Origin of the sequence: Pseudomonas sp. 22189 (assembly GCF_052045635.1) — a bacterium.
GTDB classification, from domain to species: Bacteria; Pseudomonadota; Gammaproteobacteria; order Pseudomonadales; family Pseudomonadaceae; genus Aquipseudomonas; species Aquipseudomonas parakoreensis.
Genome location: NZ_JBQEPG010000011.1, coordinates 60,517 through 77,392, shown reverse-complemented (window position 1 = coordinate 77,392; position 16,876 = coordinate 60,517). Strand labels below are relative to the sequence as shown.

Sequence of the window (16,876 nt, the reverse complement as noted above, 5' to 3'; positions counted from 1 at the left end):
CCCACGACTCAGGACAAGACCATGACTCAACGCAAATTGTCTCCCTTGTTGGAAAAGCGCCGCGCAGCATTGGTCGATTACTGCATCGGTCAGGCTGCCAGGAAGAATTACTCTTTCGTGAAAACGCCGCAGGACCTGTTCGAGTTATTGCGCATGGATCCGCTGGACAACTACCCGGTGCAAAGTTCGTGGGTTGCCGAAGCGACCGGTTGCGCGCAGCAATTCATTCATGCGGCTTATCGCAAGCTTGAGCCAGGCTACCAAGACACCGCATTCCCGGCGGCGGAATTGAAGCTCTGGGAGCTGTATAGCAATTACCCCGACTGGGCGGCGCTGACGTTGATCGCGGTCTATCCGGAAAACTTCATCAATCCCTTTGTGCGGCAACGCAAGACCCGTCTGTTCAAGACGCTGGAAAATGATTTGAATCAGACGCGTCTGACCGACGATTCGGTGCGGCGTGCGTTGCAGGGATACCTCAAGGCATTCGAACAGACCTGCAATCTGGACGTTATCAGCGCCTGTCTGGATGGCGATTCGCCGAGCCGTGCAACTTACTATTTCGTCGGTCGTCAGCGGGTGCAGCCGTTGCAGTATTACTGGCGCAAGGTCGACATCGAACTCACCGCTGCCGGTAATCCGGTCAACCCGGCGACATGGAGTGAATGGCAACCCGTCGACATTCCGGTGGGGGGCCGGGTTCTGGATTTACGGCCGTTGTTCTGGGCGGGACGCCTGTGTCTGGTGTGGGCCGAATGGCGCGACCAGGTGGGTAAAAAAGGGGAGGACGGCTATTTGCCCCCCAAGCTGGATATCAACCTGGCGTTCATGAGCCAGAACGCGGAATGGTCCGCACCCCTGAGCTTGTACAGCGCTGATCAGGACAGTGATATCAGCGCGGGTGCCCGCTTGCTGGCGATGACGTTGGCCGATGACCTCATTCACCCCAAGGGACGGCTGGGTGTATTGCTCACCAGCCCGGCGGGTCTGAACATACGCGTCACCCGTGATGTGCTTTTTCGTCCGCTGGCCGAAGACGACGGCACTTGGCTCAATCATCTGGCCACTCATCGCTTCACCGATATTCTGACCTTGCAGCATCCGCTGACACCAAAGAATCAGCCAGTGGTCGCGATCAAGAGTGAGACCTCGGGGGCGCTGACGGATTATTACGGGCTGCAGGCGGTGTTTTCGGAGGCGGGCACAGAGGATTTTCTCTGGGTCAGGGGGCTGTGTCGGGAAAAGGGCGGAATCACCAGCGAAGTCGCCGAGTTTGAGCTGGCGTTCCGCGAGGGTGCCGAAGGTGACCCTACACCTGTCAAGGCATCAAAACCAGTTGCAGGGGGGTGGGCCACGGACTGGATGCACCTCAAGCGCTTGAAAGGAGGATTCACCGGGTTGTTCGAGTTCTCGTTGAGCAACGCCGAACAAGGCAGCAAGCAATTTACAGTCTCGCTGACCGGGATCACCCGTTTCGTGCCGCCGACGCTGGAAAAAAATACGCTGAATGCCGCGCAGTTCATCGGATTCAGACAGCCCGACATGCTGCCCCGCACACGCTTGAACTCGCTGTTCGGCCCGGAGCTGGTGCTGCGCAGCAATATTTCCGTGGATGCCGTACTGGACTGGGACACCCAGTTCCTGACCGAACCCCCTCCAGCTGCGGGGCCGATCGCTGAGCCGAACGGGGCGTTCGACGGGGCCAATGGTCTGTATTTCTGGGAGCTGTTTTTTCATCTGCCGCATCTGGTGGCGACCCGTTTGCGGGCTGAGGATCGCTATCTGGAGGCGCAGAACTGGCTGCATTATGTGTTCGATCCGCAAGCCGTTGAAACGTCGGTCGAACCGAAGAAACCTCGTTATTGGCGCTGCCGTCCCCTGGCAAGCGAGGGGAACGCCGGGTACGAAACACAGATGCCCACCGATCCTGATGCGATTGCCTATGCCGCGCCACGACACTATCGGATTCTGGTGTTCACCGAATACGTGAGAAACCTGGTCGCGTGGGGCGACTGGTACTACCGCCAGCTCACCCGCGATGCGCTGGTGGCGGCAAAACTGTGTTACGTGCAAGCCGAGTTTCTGATGGGCAAACCACCCTTTGCCCGGGCGGTGACTCGCTGGCAAGCGCGGACGGTAGATGACTTGTTGAAGCAGAGCACGAACCGCCCGACGCTCGAACAGTTCGAGCAGGAACTGCAGTTTTCCCCGGCAGACATTCCTCCGGCTGCCGAAGCGTCACCGTTGTTGGGCCTGCTGGCGAACGAGCCGTTCAAACTGCCGATCAACGAACAGTTGCTTGATCTGTTCGACTGGCCGGGCCAGCGTCTGAACAACTTGCGCAACAACCTGACCCTGGATGGCAAACCACTGGACGTTCCGCTGTTCAGCCCACCCACCGATCCCAACCAATTGTTGCTCGATCTGGCCGCTGGCGGGAGTGGCATGCTGCGGCCGATGGGCGGACGTCTGGTGGTGGGCGCCTTCCGCTGGCGGGTCACCTACGAGGCGGCGTTGCGCGCTGTGCAGACCTTGCAGGAGTACGGCAGCCAGGTTTTGCGCCTGCTGGAACAGCGCGATCGGGCCGAGCAGGAAGAACTGCAGCAAGAGCATCTCAAGGAACTGGGCGACTACGCCCGCACGGTTCAAGAACAATCCATTGCCCAGCTTGAAGCGGGGCTCACGGCCCTGAGGCAGAGTCAGACCATGGCCAGGCAGCGGGCCGATCGATACAACGCCTGGTACGACGAACACATCAGCGATGCCGAATACCAGGTCATGGAAAAGCTGCAGGCCGTCAAATGGATGAATGCCGGGACGCACGCGATCAAGACCGGAGGCGCGGTCGTGGGGGCCCTGCCGAGCATTTTTGGCATGGCCAACGGTGGCCATCGTCCAGAAAAAATCGCCGATGCCGTGGTTTTTGGTCTGGAAATCGGCGCGATGCTGTTGCAGGTCGACGCGGATAAACAGGCCATCACCGAAAGCTACCGCCTGCGCCGCAGAGAGTGGGAATTGCAACGCGATCAGGCATTGGCCGAAGTCGCGGCGCTGGCCGAGCAGATCGCCGCGCAAACATTCGCCCTCGAAGCGGCCAGGACGAGTCTGGAGCAAACCCGGCGGGCCAACGGTCAGGCTCTGACGCTCTACAACTACCTGAAAAAACGTGCGACCAACGCAGAATTGTTCGGTTGGCTTCTGGGTCAGCTCAAGGCCTTGCACTATCAGGCTTACGATGCGGTGGTCAGTCTGTGCCTGAGTGCCCGTGCGTCGTTGAGTGCTGAAACCGGCGATTACGAAACCGCGCAAGCCTTACCGCAGGTCTGGCTGGACAACCGTCACGGATTGACCGCCGGTGAGCACTTGCGCGAATACCTGCTGCGCATGGATCGCCTGTACCTGCAAAGCCATGAGCGCCGTCTGGAGCGGGTCAAGACCGTTTCGTTGCGACGGTTGTTTGATGACCGGGTTGATCCGCAGACGGGGTTTTCCGACTGGGCCCAGGCACTAAAAGAACTGATTGACAAGGGCACGCTGGAATTTCAGCTGACGCAGCTGTCATTCGATCGCGATCACCCCGGCGAATATTGCCGGCAGATCAACCTGGTCGAGGTCGATCTGCCCGGACTGCTCGGACCTTATCAGGATGTACTGGCGACGCTGCTGCAGATTGGCAGCATGACCGCTACCCAGGCCTCGGCACGCTCGGTCGAGTACCTGCATCAGCCGGCGGGCAAGGTGGCGCCTGCCGAGGTGCTGTTCAATTTGCGCAGTGGTCAGCAGATCGGTTTATCGGCAGGGCTCGCCGACACCGGCATGAACGCCGGTAAACCGGACGAGGGCTTGCTCAACCCGTTCGAGAACACCGGTGCGGTCTCGCGCTGGCAGTTGCACTTTCCCTGGCCCCAAAGCGAGGGGCAAGCGTCGATGCTCGAATCGCTTACCGACATCATTGTGCGCGTCCGGTACACGGCCAAGGCCGGTGAGCCGACGTTTACCCTCGCTGTCAAAGACCTGGTCACCCGGGCGCTGACTTCCCGCCAGTCACGTAAAAACCAAGGAGCAGACCATCATGTTTGAACCGGTGATTCAGGCTAATGACAGTCTGGTGCTGAACGGGGATTTCCGTGAGAGTCTGGACTTCTGGGAAAAGGGCAACAATGACCGTGAGATTTCAGTCACAGGCGAGGTGTATGAGGATGTGCAGATTAAAGTGCTTACTGCGGGAAACCGTGCCTCTGTCTCTCAACAGTTCACTTTACCTGTGGAACCGGGTGCCAGCGCCAGGTATGTGCTGAGTTTTCTGTATGAAACGCGGCACACCGAACCGGGAAAAATACTCATCACGGCTGAAAATGGCACCCTGTTGAGAGAAATACTGTTGCCGCCGGGCAGCCCTCGCAACTCTGCAGAGGATCGGGTCCGGATTGCCAGTGGGCAGCCGCTGGAATTCAAACCGACGTTCTACAACGCTCCGTTCGACCTGCCGGTGCAGCGCCAGGACAAGATTCGCCTCACAATCGTCGCTCCGGCCAATGCTGATCACGAGGACTATCACCTGCAGGTTGTGATCACCCGCATTCGCCTGGACTTGCACCTTGCGCTGCCGCAGATGCGCACGGTGAAGGTAGACGCAGAGCACTTGTTGCCTGACGAGTCGGTTTTTCTCGGGCTGGGCGCGACGGAGGACTTGCAGCACCGACTTGAGTTCATACTCGCCCCCGACAGTCCCTGGCTGCACACCAAAGCTGCGTTGGTGAGCGATGACAATCCACAAGGCGCCATTATTGCGAGCCCTCACTGGGGCGTGGATCAACCACTGGATTCACCGTGGTTCCTTCAATGCCCGTTGATTGGTGATCAGGAACCTTACTTGTTCACGGTGCAACTGGTGAACCAGTTCACCGCCGAGCCTTACTCGATGCAGGTCTCGCTGGGGCATCACCGGCTGATGTTTGGTGAGGTGCTGGAAGCGGCGTATTTCCCGGTGCTGGAGTTGGAACAATCAGTGCGTCTGGGGGTGCGAGTGGCGTCCTGGTACACCGGTCAGTTTCTGGCTGGGCGCATGGTGACCTGGGCCACAGAAGAGCGGGGGGTTCTGAGCACGACACCCACCGACCCGGAAGGCTGGGCGTATTTCGATTATCTGCCCGTTGCAGCAGGCGACATTGCCATTCTGGCCTCGGTGGCGAGTCCTTACTACGCCAGCGGGGTCGAGACCACGAAGCTGGACGTTCGTGTGCTGGCGACCGATCCATGGAAGGACGTGCTGGCCGTGGTAGAAGGCGATGCCTCGCCTTGGGCGCAAAAGACCGGTTATCCCAATCGGGGTTCGACTTATCAGCTGAGTGTCCGGCTGCCTGAGGCATTACGTGGCAGCGAACTGGCCATGCGCTGGGAAGGCGATTCCGCGGCACAGTTGGGTGTGCGGGTACGTCCCGAGCTGGAAGAATGGGTGCCGTCCGACGCCGCTGACTTGAGCTGGGAGCTGGACTGCCGGGACGAGCTTGACGGGCGTTTCCAGCTGCTGCTGTCGTGCTCGAAGTTGCTACTGCGTTCTGACAGGAAACACATGTCACTGGCACGCAATCTGGTGCGCATTGGCGACGTTCAGGAGGCCAACAAGTTTCCCGTGGTGGACGAAGGCGAAAGTGTTCTGTTGCGGGTGCAGGTGGTGCATGTGGTCACCAGCGGCGACGGCGAGCCGGTCAACAATGCACGGGTGGACTGGCAGACGCCCGAAGGCACGATTGTCACCCGATCGGGGCTCGGCGGCTGGGCCAGTGTGCTGTATCAACCAAGCCGCGCCGGTGAATTGGTGGTGACCGCTCGCGTGCGGGCACACGATGACGCGGTGCCGATAGAGCGAACGTTTGCAGTGACGGCGCTGGCCAGCAGTCCGTGGAAGAATCAGGTCAGGATTTTGTTCGACGATGTAGCAGTCGATCTGGCCGAGCTGGGGTTGCTGTGCTGGCGCGGAGCCCCACACACACTGAAAGTCGAACCCACGACCAGCAGTGTGCTGCTTGACCAGATGGTGACGCTGCAATGGCGGGGGGAGTCGCCGGGAATCGGGTTGACCGTCACGTTTATCGGCGAGCCGCGCAAGCTTGAGGTAAAAGGGCTGGAGTGGACGTTCAGTTCGCAGGTCGCCTCGAGTACCAGCAGTCTGTTCAGCCTGACCTTGAGCAGTCCGGTGCTTGCCGCGCCCCGGGAGTTGTTCGGTCGGCTGATCTCTACAGAGCTTGTGGATGAACTGACGGTGATGCTGGATCAGATGACTGCGACAAGCGCCAGTCAGAGAATGTTTCCCTGCATCGGGGCCACGCACAGCTTACGCTACCTGCCCAATGCCTTGAGCCCTCTGGTGGGACTGCAGGGGACGTTGATGTGGCTGGGAACCCCGGCTGAAGAGCTGGACGCGAGCGTCGAGCCTCCGCTCGATACTGCCCGGCCACTCGATGACGGTGGTGTCGGATGGGTACTGGACTTCAGCGCGAGCAAGGTCTCCGGCACCTTTATGCTGGGTCTTTATTTGCCGGCATTGAGCCTGTCCATGACCGCCAACCCGATGCAGCTCGGCCACAACAAGTTGCGAATCGAAGGCTGGCGTGAGTCCGCGGTCCATGCCGTCCTTGGCAAGGATAAAGCCTGGAGCTGGATCCGGGTGGTCTCGGCTTTCACCCGCCAGGCAGTCGCGCAGGTGGCGGTGCAGTGGACGAGCGCGATCGGCTCCGACACCGTCGCCAGCGATGACCTCGGCTGGTCGGGTTTTGGCCTGCTGCCGGTTACTGCGGGTGAGCATGAGGTGGTGGCCCATGTGCATAGCCTGTTCGATGGCTATGTGGAGCAGCGTGCCCTGTCCTTTACGGCAATTGCCGGTGACCCTTGGGAGGATGTGCGGGTGCGGTTCGATGGGCATGATGAACATCCATGGGGCAGTCACACCTACTTTCCGCGACGCAACGGTTCACATGCCATCGAGGTACTGTTCCCGGAGGGCAGCCCATTGCTCGACCAGGAGCTGACCCTGGGTTTGACCGGCACCGGGCCAGTGGAATTGGGGCTGAGTTTCGAACCCGCGCTCGGCGCGCCACGCCAGCCTTCAGCCTTCGGTTTTCTGCGCTATTCCTTGCGTTGCGCCGACCTGAAGGACGGCAGCTTCGCGCTGCGCCTTGGAGCCGAGCGCCTCGCCAGCCTGTCGCCGGCCAACGCGATGTCGCTGGGGGAGGGCGCGCAGGTGTGGAAACTGCTCACCAGTACTAGCGTTCAGCAAGTGGTGGAATGGGAGCAGGAACTGGTCGAGCAGGTGAAAGTGGTGTCGTCCGTTTCTGGTCAAGGTATCGCCGGCGTATTGGTGACCTGGCGCAACGAAGATCTGGGAACGACCACCAGTCTGACCGACTTTTATGGTGTTGCCACTGTGCGCTTCAAACCGCAGACGCCGGGCCCGGCGGTAGTGACGGCGAAGGTGGGAGAGACAACGCATGCGGAGTCGGTTGAGCTGCGGTATACGCTTGAAGAACCGCGCGTCATCAGCGAATTGTACGAACCGGAAGACTCTCGTTTGCCACCCAATGAGCAACAGGCGCATGCCATAGCCAAAGTGGTGTCGGCACGTACCGGTTTACCGCTGGCGGGTGTGCAGGTGCGCTGGGATTTTGCAGGCAGTACCTTGACGCCGTCGGTGACGGATGAGGAGGGTCTTGCGCGGTTGACCTTTAATTATCCGGCTGACGTAGATGAAGTCTTATCGGCCATTGTCCGAGGCGGGTTGGGTGGTTGGGATATGGCGCGACTGGGATATTTCGGCATTGTGCCGGAGATTGAGTCGTTGACCAGTCCCGATACAAATATCGATCTGGGCAAAGAGGCAACGGCCGAGGTCCGGGTGGTGTCGCGTCACGATGGCCGGGCCCTGGCAGGCGTCAGGGTCATCTGGGATTATCCGGAGTTGACGTTGCCGGCTACTTACACGGGGCCGGATGGAAAATCGCGCGTTGATTTCAGACCGATTGAAACAGGAGTGTATGAGTTGCGGGCAACGGTTGCCTTGGGCGGCTCGCAGTCACTGGAGTTTGAGGTATTTGATCCTGCGAGCAGACCGCAGATCGTAATGATACAAAAGCTTCATGGGCAGTCGATTATTGGTAAGGAAGCTCATATACAGGTTCGCGTTGCGAACACAGCCTTGGTGCCGATCAAGGGCGAGCAGGTTTTCTGGAGTTTCCCGAATTTGGAACTTGCGGCGTCACGAACAGATGACGACGGCTTTGCAGAGGTCAGATTCATTTTGCCCGCTTGGGATAGCGTCTCGGCGACTGTCAGGGGAGGTTCAAGTTGGAGTTTGCGTCTGTAAACGTGCTCCCGTTGTCATAGGTGTTATCAAAATACACCGGATCGCTTCCAGCTCAGGTATCGGCTCAGCAGCTCCGTACTTAGCCCGCTGGGGCGCACATCCAGCACCTGAACGGCATGAGCATTCAACTGCTCATGCAGCTCGACCCGGGCATTGAGGTAATCCACCGTGCCGCAATAAGCCAGTGCTTCGGGCAGCGTTTGTACCGGGGCATTGCGCACGCGATCGAGGGTTTCCTCGCGCAGGCTGACCACTAGCACTTGATGCTGCTGGCTCAAGCGTTTGACGCAGGCGAGCAGGTCTTCGGTGTCCTCATCACGCAGGTTGGTCAGCAGCACGATCAGCGCCCGGCGCTTCTGCCGCGCCAACAGCTGATTGGTCGCGGTTGAATAGTCGGCAGGACGCTGACTGCTGTCCAGATCATAAACGGCGTTGAGCAGGACCTTGAGCTGACTGGCACCCTTGATCGGCGCGAGAAAACGCGGTTGCGCGACGGCGAATGTGCTCAGCCCCACGGCATCACCCTGACGCAGGGCCACGTGGCTCAGCAGCAGACACGCATTCAGCGCATGGTCGAAATGCGACAGCTCACCATCCTGGCTGCGCATTTGCCGGCCGCAATCGAGCATGAACATGAGCTGCTGATCACGCTCGTCCTGATACTCGCGGGCAATCGGCGTGCGCTGACGGGCGGTGGCTTTCCAGTCGATCTGGCGCAGGCTGTCGCCCTCGCGAAATTCGCGCAGTTGATGAAATTCCATCCCCTGGCCACGACGCTGGCGCTGACGTACGCCGAGCTGACTGAGCCAATTGTCCACTGCGAGCAGTTCGCCGCCGTACAGCCGGGCGAAGTCCGGATAGACGCGGATCTCGCCGCGCACGTCGAGCAGACGTTTGCCTGTCCACAGACCCAACGGGCTGGGCAGATTGATTTCGCAATGCTCGAAGCTGAAGTGACCGCGTTTGAGCGGGCGCAGGCGATAGCCGACCTCGCTGTATTGCCCGGGTTGCAGTTCGACCGCCAGCGGCAGGTTTTCGAAGCTCAGGCCCTGTGGCACGTGGTCGAAAATCTCCACCGCGACCGGCTCGTTGAAGTCATGGCTGAGCTGTAGCCGTACCTCGCTCCAGCGTCCGAGCGCCAGGCTGCCTGGGGTCTGGCGCTGAATGCGTGGCGAGGGCCGGTGGCTGAGGCGCAGCGCATCGATGATCGCCAGTACCAGCAGCGCCAGGAGCAAGCCCCAGTTGATCGCCGACAGTGGGGCGGGCACGTCGATGTCGAGGGCTTGCAGGGTGCCCGTGAGGATACCGATGAGGCACAGGGCGGCGAGCCAGATCAATAACAGGCGCGAAGGTTTCATGGCGCTGTACCGGGTTGTCTGCTGAAAAGATCGCATACTGCGGCAGCTCCTACAGGGAGCGTGATTCCGTGTAGGAGCTGCCGAAGGCTGCGATCTTTTGATCTTTCCTGAACTCTCACAAGCGCGGCGCCGGCACTTGGTCGAGCAACTGCTGCAGCACCTGATCGACCTGCAGGCCTTCGATGTCCAGCTCTGGCGCTACTCGCACCCGATGGCGCAGCACCGAGAGCGCGCAACCCTTGATGTCATCGGGAATCACAAACTCGCCGCCACGCAGCAACGCGCGGGCGCGGGCGCATCGCACCAGTGCAATCGAGGCTCGCGGGCCGGCGCCGAGGGTCAGGCCGGGCCAGGAGCGGGTGCTGCGTGCCAGTCGCACCGCGTAATCCAGCACTTGGTCGTCAATCGGCAGCTCGCTGGCGATGCGCTGCAAGGCCTGCACGTCCTTGGCCTGCAAGACCGTGCGCAGCGGCTGTACATCCAGCATGTCGGCGCGGGTCGAGCGGCTGACCTGACGCACCATGTTCAACTCCTGCTCGGCCTCCGGGTAATCCATGCGCACCTTGAGCATGAAACGGTCGAGCTCGGCTTCTGGCAGCGGATAAGTGCCTTCCTGTTCGATCGGGTTTTGCGTGGCGAGCACCATGAACGGCTGGGGGATCGGCAGCGCCCGGCCTTCGAGGGTGACCTGGCGTTCCTGCATGGCTTCGAGCAATGCGGCTTGAGTCTTGGCCGGGGCGCGGTTGATCTCGTCGGCCAGCAGCAGGTGGGTGAACAACGGCCCTTTGCGCAGCTTGAATTGTTCGCTTTGCAGGTCGTAGACCGCGTGGCCGGTGACGTCGCTGGGCATCAAGTCCGGGGTGAACTGGATACGCGCGAACTCGCCGCCGAAGCATTTCGCCAGGGCGCGAACCAGCAGCGTCTTGCCAAGTCCGGGGACGCCTTCGAGCAGCACGTGGCCGCCGGCGATCAACGCGGTCAGCACGTCGTCGATCACGCTGTTCTGGCCGATCAAGGCCTTCTGCAATTCGCCGCGCACCGCTTGCACCAACTGGCTGGCACGCTGGCGTTGCTGGGCGGCGTGGGTGGCGCTGCCGGGCTCGATCTGTTCACTCATAGCGTGTTCCTCAAGGTTTGCAGGTGGGCCACCTGGCGACTGAAATCAGCGCTGCTCATGCGCTGTTTCGGCACCGGGCTCAGGGCTTGGCTGATGGCGCGGGTCGGCTGTCGGGTCAGGCGCGACAGCACCAGCCATTGCTCAGCCACGTTCAACTGGTCGAAACCGGGATAGCGGCGGCGAGCGCGGCGCAGCACATCCTGTTGCAGAGCTTGCAACAGCGTGTGCTGACCGTTGTGGCGCAGGATGAAATCGGCACTGGCGCGCAAGTGTTCCTGCAACTGGCGACGGCCACTCGGGGCACGCGCCTGCAGTGGCCCTTGACGCACAGCAACGTGCCACAAGCCAAGGACGATCAGCGCCAGCAGGGCGACGATGGCTTGCGGGAAGTAACGCCAGAGCAAGGTCAGCAGACCATCGTGCGCCGTGCTGTAAATCAGCGTGACGTCGGTGTCGGCGCTCAGGTACCAGAGCAGCCAGGCGTTGTCGTGCTTGGCGATAGCCGGGGTTTTCCACAGTTCGGCATCGGTGACCACCGTGATCGAGCCGACGCCGTAGGGCAATTGCATCATGTGCGTGGCCCTGGCGCTGTTGGCCCAGGCCTGGGCGAGATTCTTCGGGTCGTCCAGATGGAACGCGGTGTCGAAACCGGCGTAGGCCGGCGCGTCCTCGTCTTCCAGGTAGAGTTTGGTCAGGTTCGGGTACGGGTCATCGGCCAGGTCTGCCGGCGGTTCCTTGAGATCCTTGCTCAGCGACTGGTGCAACTGCACCCGGTCCAGCAACAGGTCATCGCTCTGTTTGGCCTGCTTGTCCCACAACGCTTCGGCCACGAACACGATTCGCCCGCCGGCGCGAGCCCAGTTCAACACTTGATCAACCTGACGCGGGGTCATGCGCGAACGCTCGCCAAACAACAGCAGGGTGTGCCGGCGCGGATCAATATCGGGCAGCACCGCCAGCGTTTCGGCATGGCTGACGTTGAGGCCGTGCTCGCGCAAAAACATTTCTGCCGCCAGATAAGGATTGGCTTGCGCCTGGGGCGAGGGGCCGTGATCGATCACTTCCTGATAGGGCCGGGCCTTGAGGTACAGATAAACGCTCAACGCGGCGAGCAGGGCGACGATCAGCCCACCGAGCAACCACGCGCCGCGCCGGCTCAAGCGTGCGCTCCATGGTCGAACAAGGCGCGCCAGCCGTCACACAGTTCTTGTCGCAGATGGGCCGCCGGCTCGCGGTGCCCATAGGCCATGTTCTGCCAGTGCAGCGTCAGGCTGCGACTGAACGCCAGCAGTTCAGGGCGCTGCAATTGCTCAACCCGCAGCAGTACCTGATGCTCGGTGTCGGCGGGTTTCAAGGTCAGGGCAAAATCGTGCAGCAGACGGCTGAGCAATCCGCGATAGAGCAGGCCCAGCGCGGCGCGCGGCTGGGTTTGCCAGAGTTGTTCGGCGCTGGCGGCGATGTCGTCGGGCAGGGATTGCGGGTTCAGGTCAAGGCCGAATGCTTGCTGTGGGGCAGGAGGCCGGACGCGCGCGGGCGGCTTCGGCCGACGACTGACGAAGGTGCGCAGGAATTCGCGGTAGCGCCAGATCAGCCAGCCGATAGCCGCGAGCAACGCGCCCCACAGCAGCACTTCGATCAAGACCGCCACAGCATTGAAGCGTTGACCGTCGAGCCAGCCGAGCAGGGTTTTCAGCCATTGCGGGGCCTCGCCGGGTTTGCCCTCGGCCGGGGCTGCCGGGTCGTCACCCAAGCGATAGCGCGTCACGCTTTCCTTGTTCTTGAACGGTGGTTGTTCGAGCAGTGCCTTGATGCTGTCGTGCGCAGCCTGACTGGTCAGCGGTTGATTCAGCAGGCGAGGTGCCTCCGGGGCGTTGGCCGGCGCATCCGCCCACGCCGGCGGCACTGTCGGCAACCATAGACAGACGGCCAACAGCAGGCCCAGAGCGCTGCCGCTCAGGCGCTGGCGCAAACGGCGGAATACCAGTTCGATGTCCCACGCCTCCAGTACAGTGCGTCGGTTCAGATAAAGACTGAAACCGCAGGCGACATACACCGGTTCCCAGACCACCAGTACCAGCGCGTAGAAAGCGTTGGTCAGGTGCTCCAGCCAACGCCAGTGGTGATCGCTGTCGAGGATCAGCGATTGCCAGTCCCAGTCGGTTTCGATCTGCTGTGGCAGGAGCATGTAGAACAGCACCATCAGGCCGATCCACAGCGCGGTCTCCAGGTGCATGCCGATGATCGTCAGCCATTGCGCGGCGCCGGCATTGCGTTGCAGCAACACCTGCAAGCGCTGCTGACGCGCCGTGCCGTCGAGGCCTTCGAGTTGCACCACCGGCAGCAGGAAGCTTCGACTCAGGCTCAGGCGGCGCCAGCTCAGGCTGGCCAGCAGTTGTGGTTTCAACAGCCGCGGAAATTCGCGCAGGGCCTGTTTCAGCGTGGGCGTTTCGCCGAACAGGGCCTTGGACAGGATGTACAGCGGCAGGCGCTCGTACGCCGGTTTCAGCCACCAGAAAATCAATACCGCCAGCGACGGCGAATCCCACAGCAGCAAGGTCAGCACGGCGAACAGCGGCAGGGTGACGATGGCCCAACTGGTCATCAGCAGGCGTCGATGCTGCTGGCTCATGAGCACGCCCAGGTCCATGGCTTCCCAGCTGCTGCGCGGGCGGATCGCCACGGTGGCATCACTCAGGCGCATGGCGTGTCCTTCCGGCGAACAGCAGATAAGCCGCGACGGCGATCCACAACGCAGTACCGACCGCGTATTTGATCTGCGGTGTGATCCCGGTCTTCGACGACCAGTACGCTTCGATGAACGCCGCGATCAACAGGAACAGCATGACCCCGCACACCAGCAGCACACTTTTGCGCGCGGCCTCCACCAGCGCCTCGCCGCGCGTCAGCCGCCCGGGCGCAATCACGCTCCAGCCGAGTTTCAGCCCCGCCGCCCCCGCCAGGGCGATGGCCGTCAGCTCGAAGGCGCCGTGGCCGATCACGAATGACCAGAACGTCTGGCCAAAACCGATCTCGGTCAGGTGCCCGGCCACCGCACCGATGACCAGCCCGTTGTAGAACAGGAAAAATGCGCTGCCCACGCCCAGCAGCAAACCGCTGGCGAAGGTCTGGAAGGCGATGCCGATGTTGTTCATCACGTAATAACCGAACATCACCCAGTCCTCACTGGCTGCCCGTTCGGCCGAGCGCCCGAGGTGCCCGGCCACCGGGTCGTACATGCTCTGCATCTCGCGCACCTGTTCGGCGGGGATCAGGTGGTAGATCAGTTCGGGAAAGGCATACACCAGCAAGGCGAAGCCGATCAGGCTGCCGAAAAACACCAGGCCAGCGGCCAGCACGAACGGCCATTCGGCGCGCACCAGCCGGGGGAAGTCAGCGAGGATGAAACCGAGCAGGTTGGCGGCGAGGCGACTGCGGTGCCGATACAGCTGCTGGTGGCCGCGCAACACCAATTGTTGCAGCGAGTCGATCAGAAAACTGCTGTAGCCGCGCTCCTGCGCCAATGCCAGATGCTGGCAGAGGCGTCGATAAGCCTTGGGGAATCCGGCCACCTGCGAAGTGTCCTTGCCACGTTCGAGGCGTTCCAGAGCCAGCGTGAAACGCTCCCATTCGGCCTTGTGGCGAGCCTCGAAAAGACTTTGCTTCATGTCGGACCCAGCAAGCCGCGCGCGATGCCATTGAGCTCGCTGACCGCTTTGGGCGCCGACATGTGCAGCGGCTGGGCGAGCAGGGCGGCCAGCTCATTGACCCGCGCCGGCGACAGTTCGGCCTGGCGTTCGGCGAAGGCGAGCAGGGCCCGTTGTTCACTGAGGTTGAGCGGTACGGGCGAGCGGCGCGGCTGGACGTCGGGTAATTGCGGGCGAAGCAGGGCGGGTTCGCTGTAGACCACCAGAGTGCCGGCGGCGATGTCGCCCAGGCGTTTGAAGGTGGGATGTTGCAGGCAACTGATGGCGCCAAAGGCGTAACCGAAGGGCAGCAGATCGACAAAACGCAGCAGGTTGCGCAGCAGCGACGCCGACCAGCCGACCGGTGTGCCGTTGTCGTGGATCACTCGCAGGCCCATCCATTGCTTGCCTGGCGAACGGCCCTGACGCAGCACTTCGAACAGCACCATGTACCACCAGCTGACGGCAAACAGCAGCAACGAACCCAGGCCCATTCCGAGCTGGCCAAGAAACGCCAGCACCAGGAACAGCACGCCGAGGATGGCGCCGCGAATGCCCAGGTCGATGCCGAAGGCGAGGCTGCGCACCAACAGACCGGCCGGGCGCAACGGCAGGTCGATGCCCTCCGGGGTTTCCACTGGATAGCGGGTATCGAGTGGCGGGTTCAGCGGTGCTTTCCGTGGCAGTGCTGTGTTCTCGAGCATGGGCTACCTGAGGGGGCCGGATCGGGATACGAGGTTTGTCCGATGCTAGCAGCCTCTTGGGGGAAAACCACATAACTATGTATTGCACCGCGTGTAGCGCAAGGTGTTCGAATGACACGGTGCTGGCCGCAATGGCGGTTGAACGCCTAGACTTTGCCGATCTCAAGTTCAGGAACCGCCCGTGACTTCAATCTTCTGGTACGACTACGAAACCACCGGCATCAATCCGCGCAATGACCGTCCGCTGCAGGTCGCCGGGATTCGCACCGACCACGATCTCAATGAACTCGACGAACCGGTCAACCTCTACTGCCAGCCTAGCGAAGACATCCTGCCGCACCCGGCGGCGTGCGCCATTACCGGTATCACCCCGAGCCGTCTCGCCGAACAGGGTTTGAGCGAAGCCGACTTCATGACTCGGGTGCATGCGCAACTGGCGGCACCCGGAACTTGCGGTGCGGGTTACAACACCCTGCGTTTCGACGACGAGATGACCCGCTACAGCCTCTATCGCAATTTCTTCGACCCGTATGCCCGTGAATGGCAGGGCGGCAACAGTCGTTGGGACCTGATCGATGTGGTGCGCGCCGCGTATGCATTGCGCCCCGACGGTCTGGTCTGGCCGACCGATGACGAAGGCAAGGTCACCCTCAAGCTCGAACGCCTGACGGTCGCCAACAACATCGACCATGGGCATGCTCACGAAGCGCTGTCGGACGTACGTGCCACCATCGCCCTGGCGCGGTTGATCCGCGAGAAACAGCCGAAGTTGTATGAGTGGCTGTTCCAACTGCGCAGCAAACAGAAAGTCATGGATCAGATTCGCCTGTTGCAGCCGCTGGTGCACATCTCCGGGCGCTTTTCGGCGGCGCGCCACTATGTTGGTGTGGTATTGCCATTGGCCTGGCATCCGCGCAATCGCAATGCCCTGATCGTCTGTGACTTGCACCTTGACCCGCAAGGTCTGCTCGATCTGGACGCCGAAACGCTGCGTCAGCGCCTGTACACCCGTCACGACGACCTCGCCGAGGGGGAACTGCCGGTGCCGCTCAAACTGATTCACATCAACCGTTGTCCGGTGGTGGCGCCGTTGTCGGTATTGCGTGCCGCAGATCAGCAGCGCCTGGACCTGGACATGGCGCTGTATCAGGCGCGTGCGCTGCGGCTAAGTGACGCACAACAAGTTTGGAAAGATAAAGTAACGGCAATTTATGCCAGCGAAGATTTCACCCCGAATGAAGATCCGGAACAGCAGTTGTACGATGGATTTATCGGTGATCGCGATCGGCGCCTGTGCGAGCAAGTGAGGACAGCAGATCCGGCGCAATTAGCGCAAGAGCACTGGCCGTTCGATGATGAACGTCTACCGGAATTACTCTTTCGATATCGCGCACGCAACTTTCCCGATACGTTGAGTTTTGCCGAGCAAGAGCGCTGGAGAATATTCTGCCAGCAGCGTTTGTCCGAGCCGCACATGGGCGCACCTAATACCCTGCAATCTTTTGCCGAAGCCGCGCAGCAATGGGCGCTTAGTGCTACGCCGATGCAGAATCAAGTGCTCGATGAGTGGCAGAATTATGTCCAGGCATTGCGCAAACGTTTGAATCTTTGAAATCGAACATAGTGCGTCGATGAAACATCACGCATAAAAAAAC

General features: G+C 61.2%; 9 protein-coding genes. 3 read left to right on the top strand and 6 right to left on the bottom strand.

Going from position 1 to position 16,876, the window contains the following annotated elements; all coding sequences use genetic code 11:
* Window positions 1-21: 21 nt before the first annotated feature.
* Together ACTJKS_RS13905 and ACTJKS_RS13900 are read left to right on the top strand one after the other, a co-directional pair.
* On the top strand, window positions 22-4,080 hold the full coding sequence (locus tag ACTJKS_RS13905; protein ID WP_262948238.1) for a neuraminidase-like domain-containing protein: 4,059 nt from the start codon (window positions 22-24) through the stop codon (window positions 4,078-4,080).
* Window positions 4,073-8,359 (top strand): MSCRAMM family protein, encoded by a 4,287-nt coding sequence (locus ACTJKS_RS13900; protein ID WP_108183628.1) that lies wholly within the window; start codon window positions 4,073-4,075, stop codon window positions 8,357-8,359. The genes ACTJKS_RS13905 and ACTJKS_RS13900 overlap by 8 nt, the downstream gene beginning before the upstream one ends.
* A 26-nt stretch (window positions 8,360-8,385) precedes the next feature.
* On the opposite strand, the gene ACTJKS_RS13895 is transcribed toward ACTJKS_RS13900, so the two are convergent.
* From ACTJKS_RS13895 to ACTJKS_RS13870, 6 genes are all read right to left on the bottom strand, one after another.
* On the bottom strand, window positions 8,386-9,717 hold the full coding sequence (locus tag ACTJKS_RS13895) for a DUF58 domain-containing protein (protein WP_108183627.1): 1,332 nt from the start codon (window positions 9,715-9,717) through the stop codon (window positions 8,386-8,388).
* A gap of 115 nt (window positions 9,718-9,832) precedes the next feature.
* Entirely contained in the window at window positions 9,833-10,834 is a 1,002-nt protein-coding gene (locus ACTJKS_RS13890; protein WP_108183626.1) for an AAA family ATPase, read from the bottom strand.
* Window positions 10,831-11,994, bottom strand: coding sequence for a DUF4350 domain-containing protein (locus tag ACTJKS_RS13885; protein ID WP_108183625.1), 1,164 nt, complete (start codon window positions 11,992-11,994; stop codon window positions 10,831-10,833). Before ACTJKS_RS13885 ends, ACTJKS_RS13890 begins: the two co-directional genes overlap by 4 nt.
* Window positions 11,991-13,535 (bottom strand): DUF4129 domain-containing protein, encoded by a 1,545-nt coding sequence (locus tag ACTJKS_RS13880; protein WP_108183624.1) that lies wholly within the window; start codon window positions 13,533-13,535, stop codon window positions 11,991-11,993. Before ACTJKS_RS13880 ends, ACTJKS_RS13885 begins: the two co-directional genes overlap by 4 nt.
* Complete coding sequence (locus ACTJKS_RS13875) at window positions 13,522-14,499, bottom strand: stage II sporulation protein M (protein ID WP_108184426.1); 978 nt, start codon at window positions 14,497-14,499, stop codon at window positions 13,522-13,524. The genes ACTJKS_RS13880 and ACTJKS_RS13875 overlap by 14 nt, the downstream gene beginning before the upstream one ends.
* Window positions 14,496-15,221: an RDD family protein gene (locus ACTJKS_RS13870; protein WP_108183623.1), complete on the bottom strand. Its 726-nt coding sequence runs from the start codon at window positions 15,219-15,221 to the stop codon at window positions 14,496-14,498. The genes ACTJKS_RS13875 and ACTJKS_RS13870 overlap by 4 nt, the downstream gene beginning before the upstream one ends.
* Before the next feature lie 181 nt (window positions 15,222-15,402).
* On the opposite strand from ACTJKS_RS13870, the gene sbcB reads away from it, so the two are divergent.
* Window positions 15,403-16,833 carry an exodeoxyribonuclease I gene (gene sbcB / locus ACTJKS_RS13865; RefSeq protein WP_108183622.1) on the top strand — a complete coding sequence of 477 codons (1,431 nt, stop codon included), beginning with the start codon at window positions 15,403-15,405 and terminating at the stop codon, window positions 16,831-16,833.
* Window positions 16,834-16,876 lie beyond the last annotated feature (43 nt).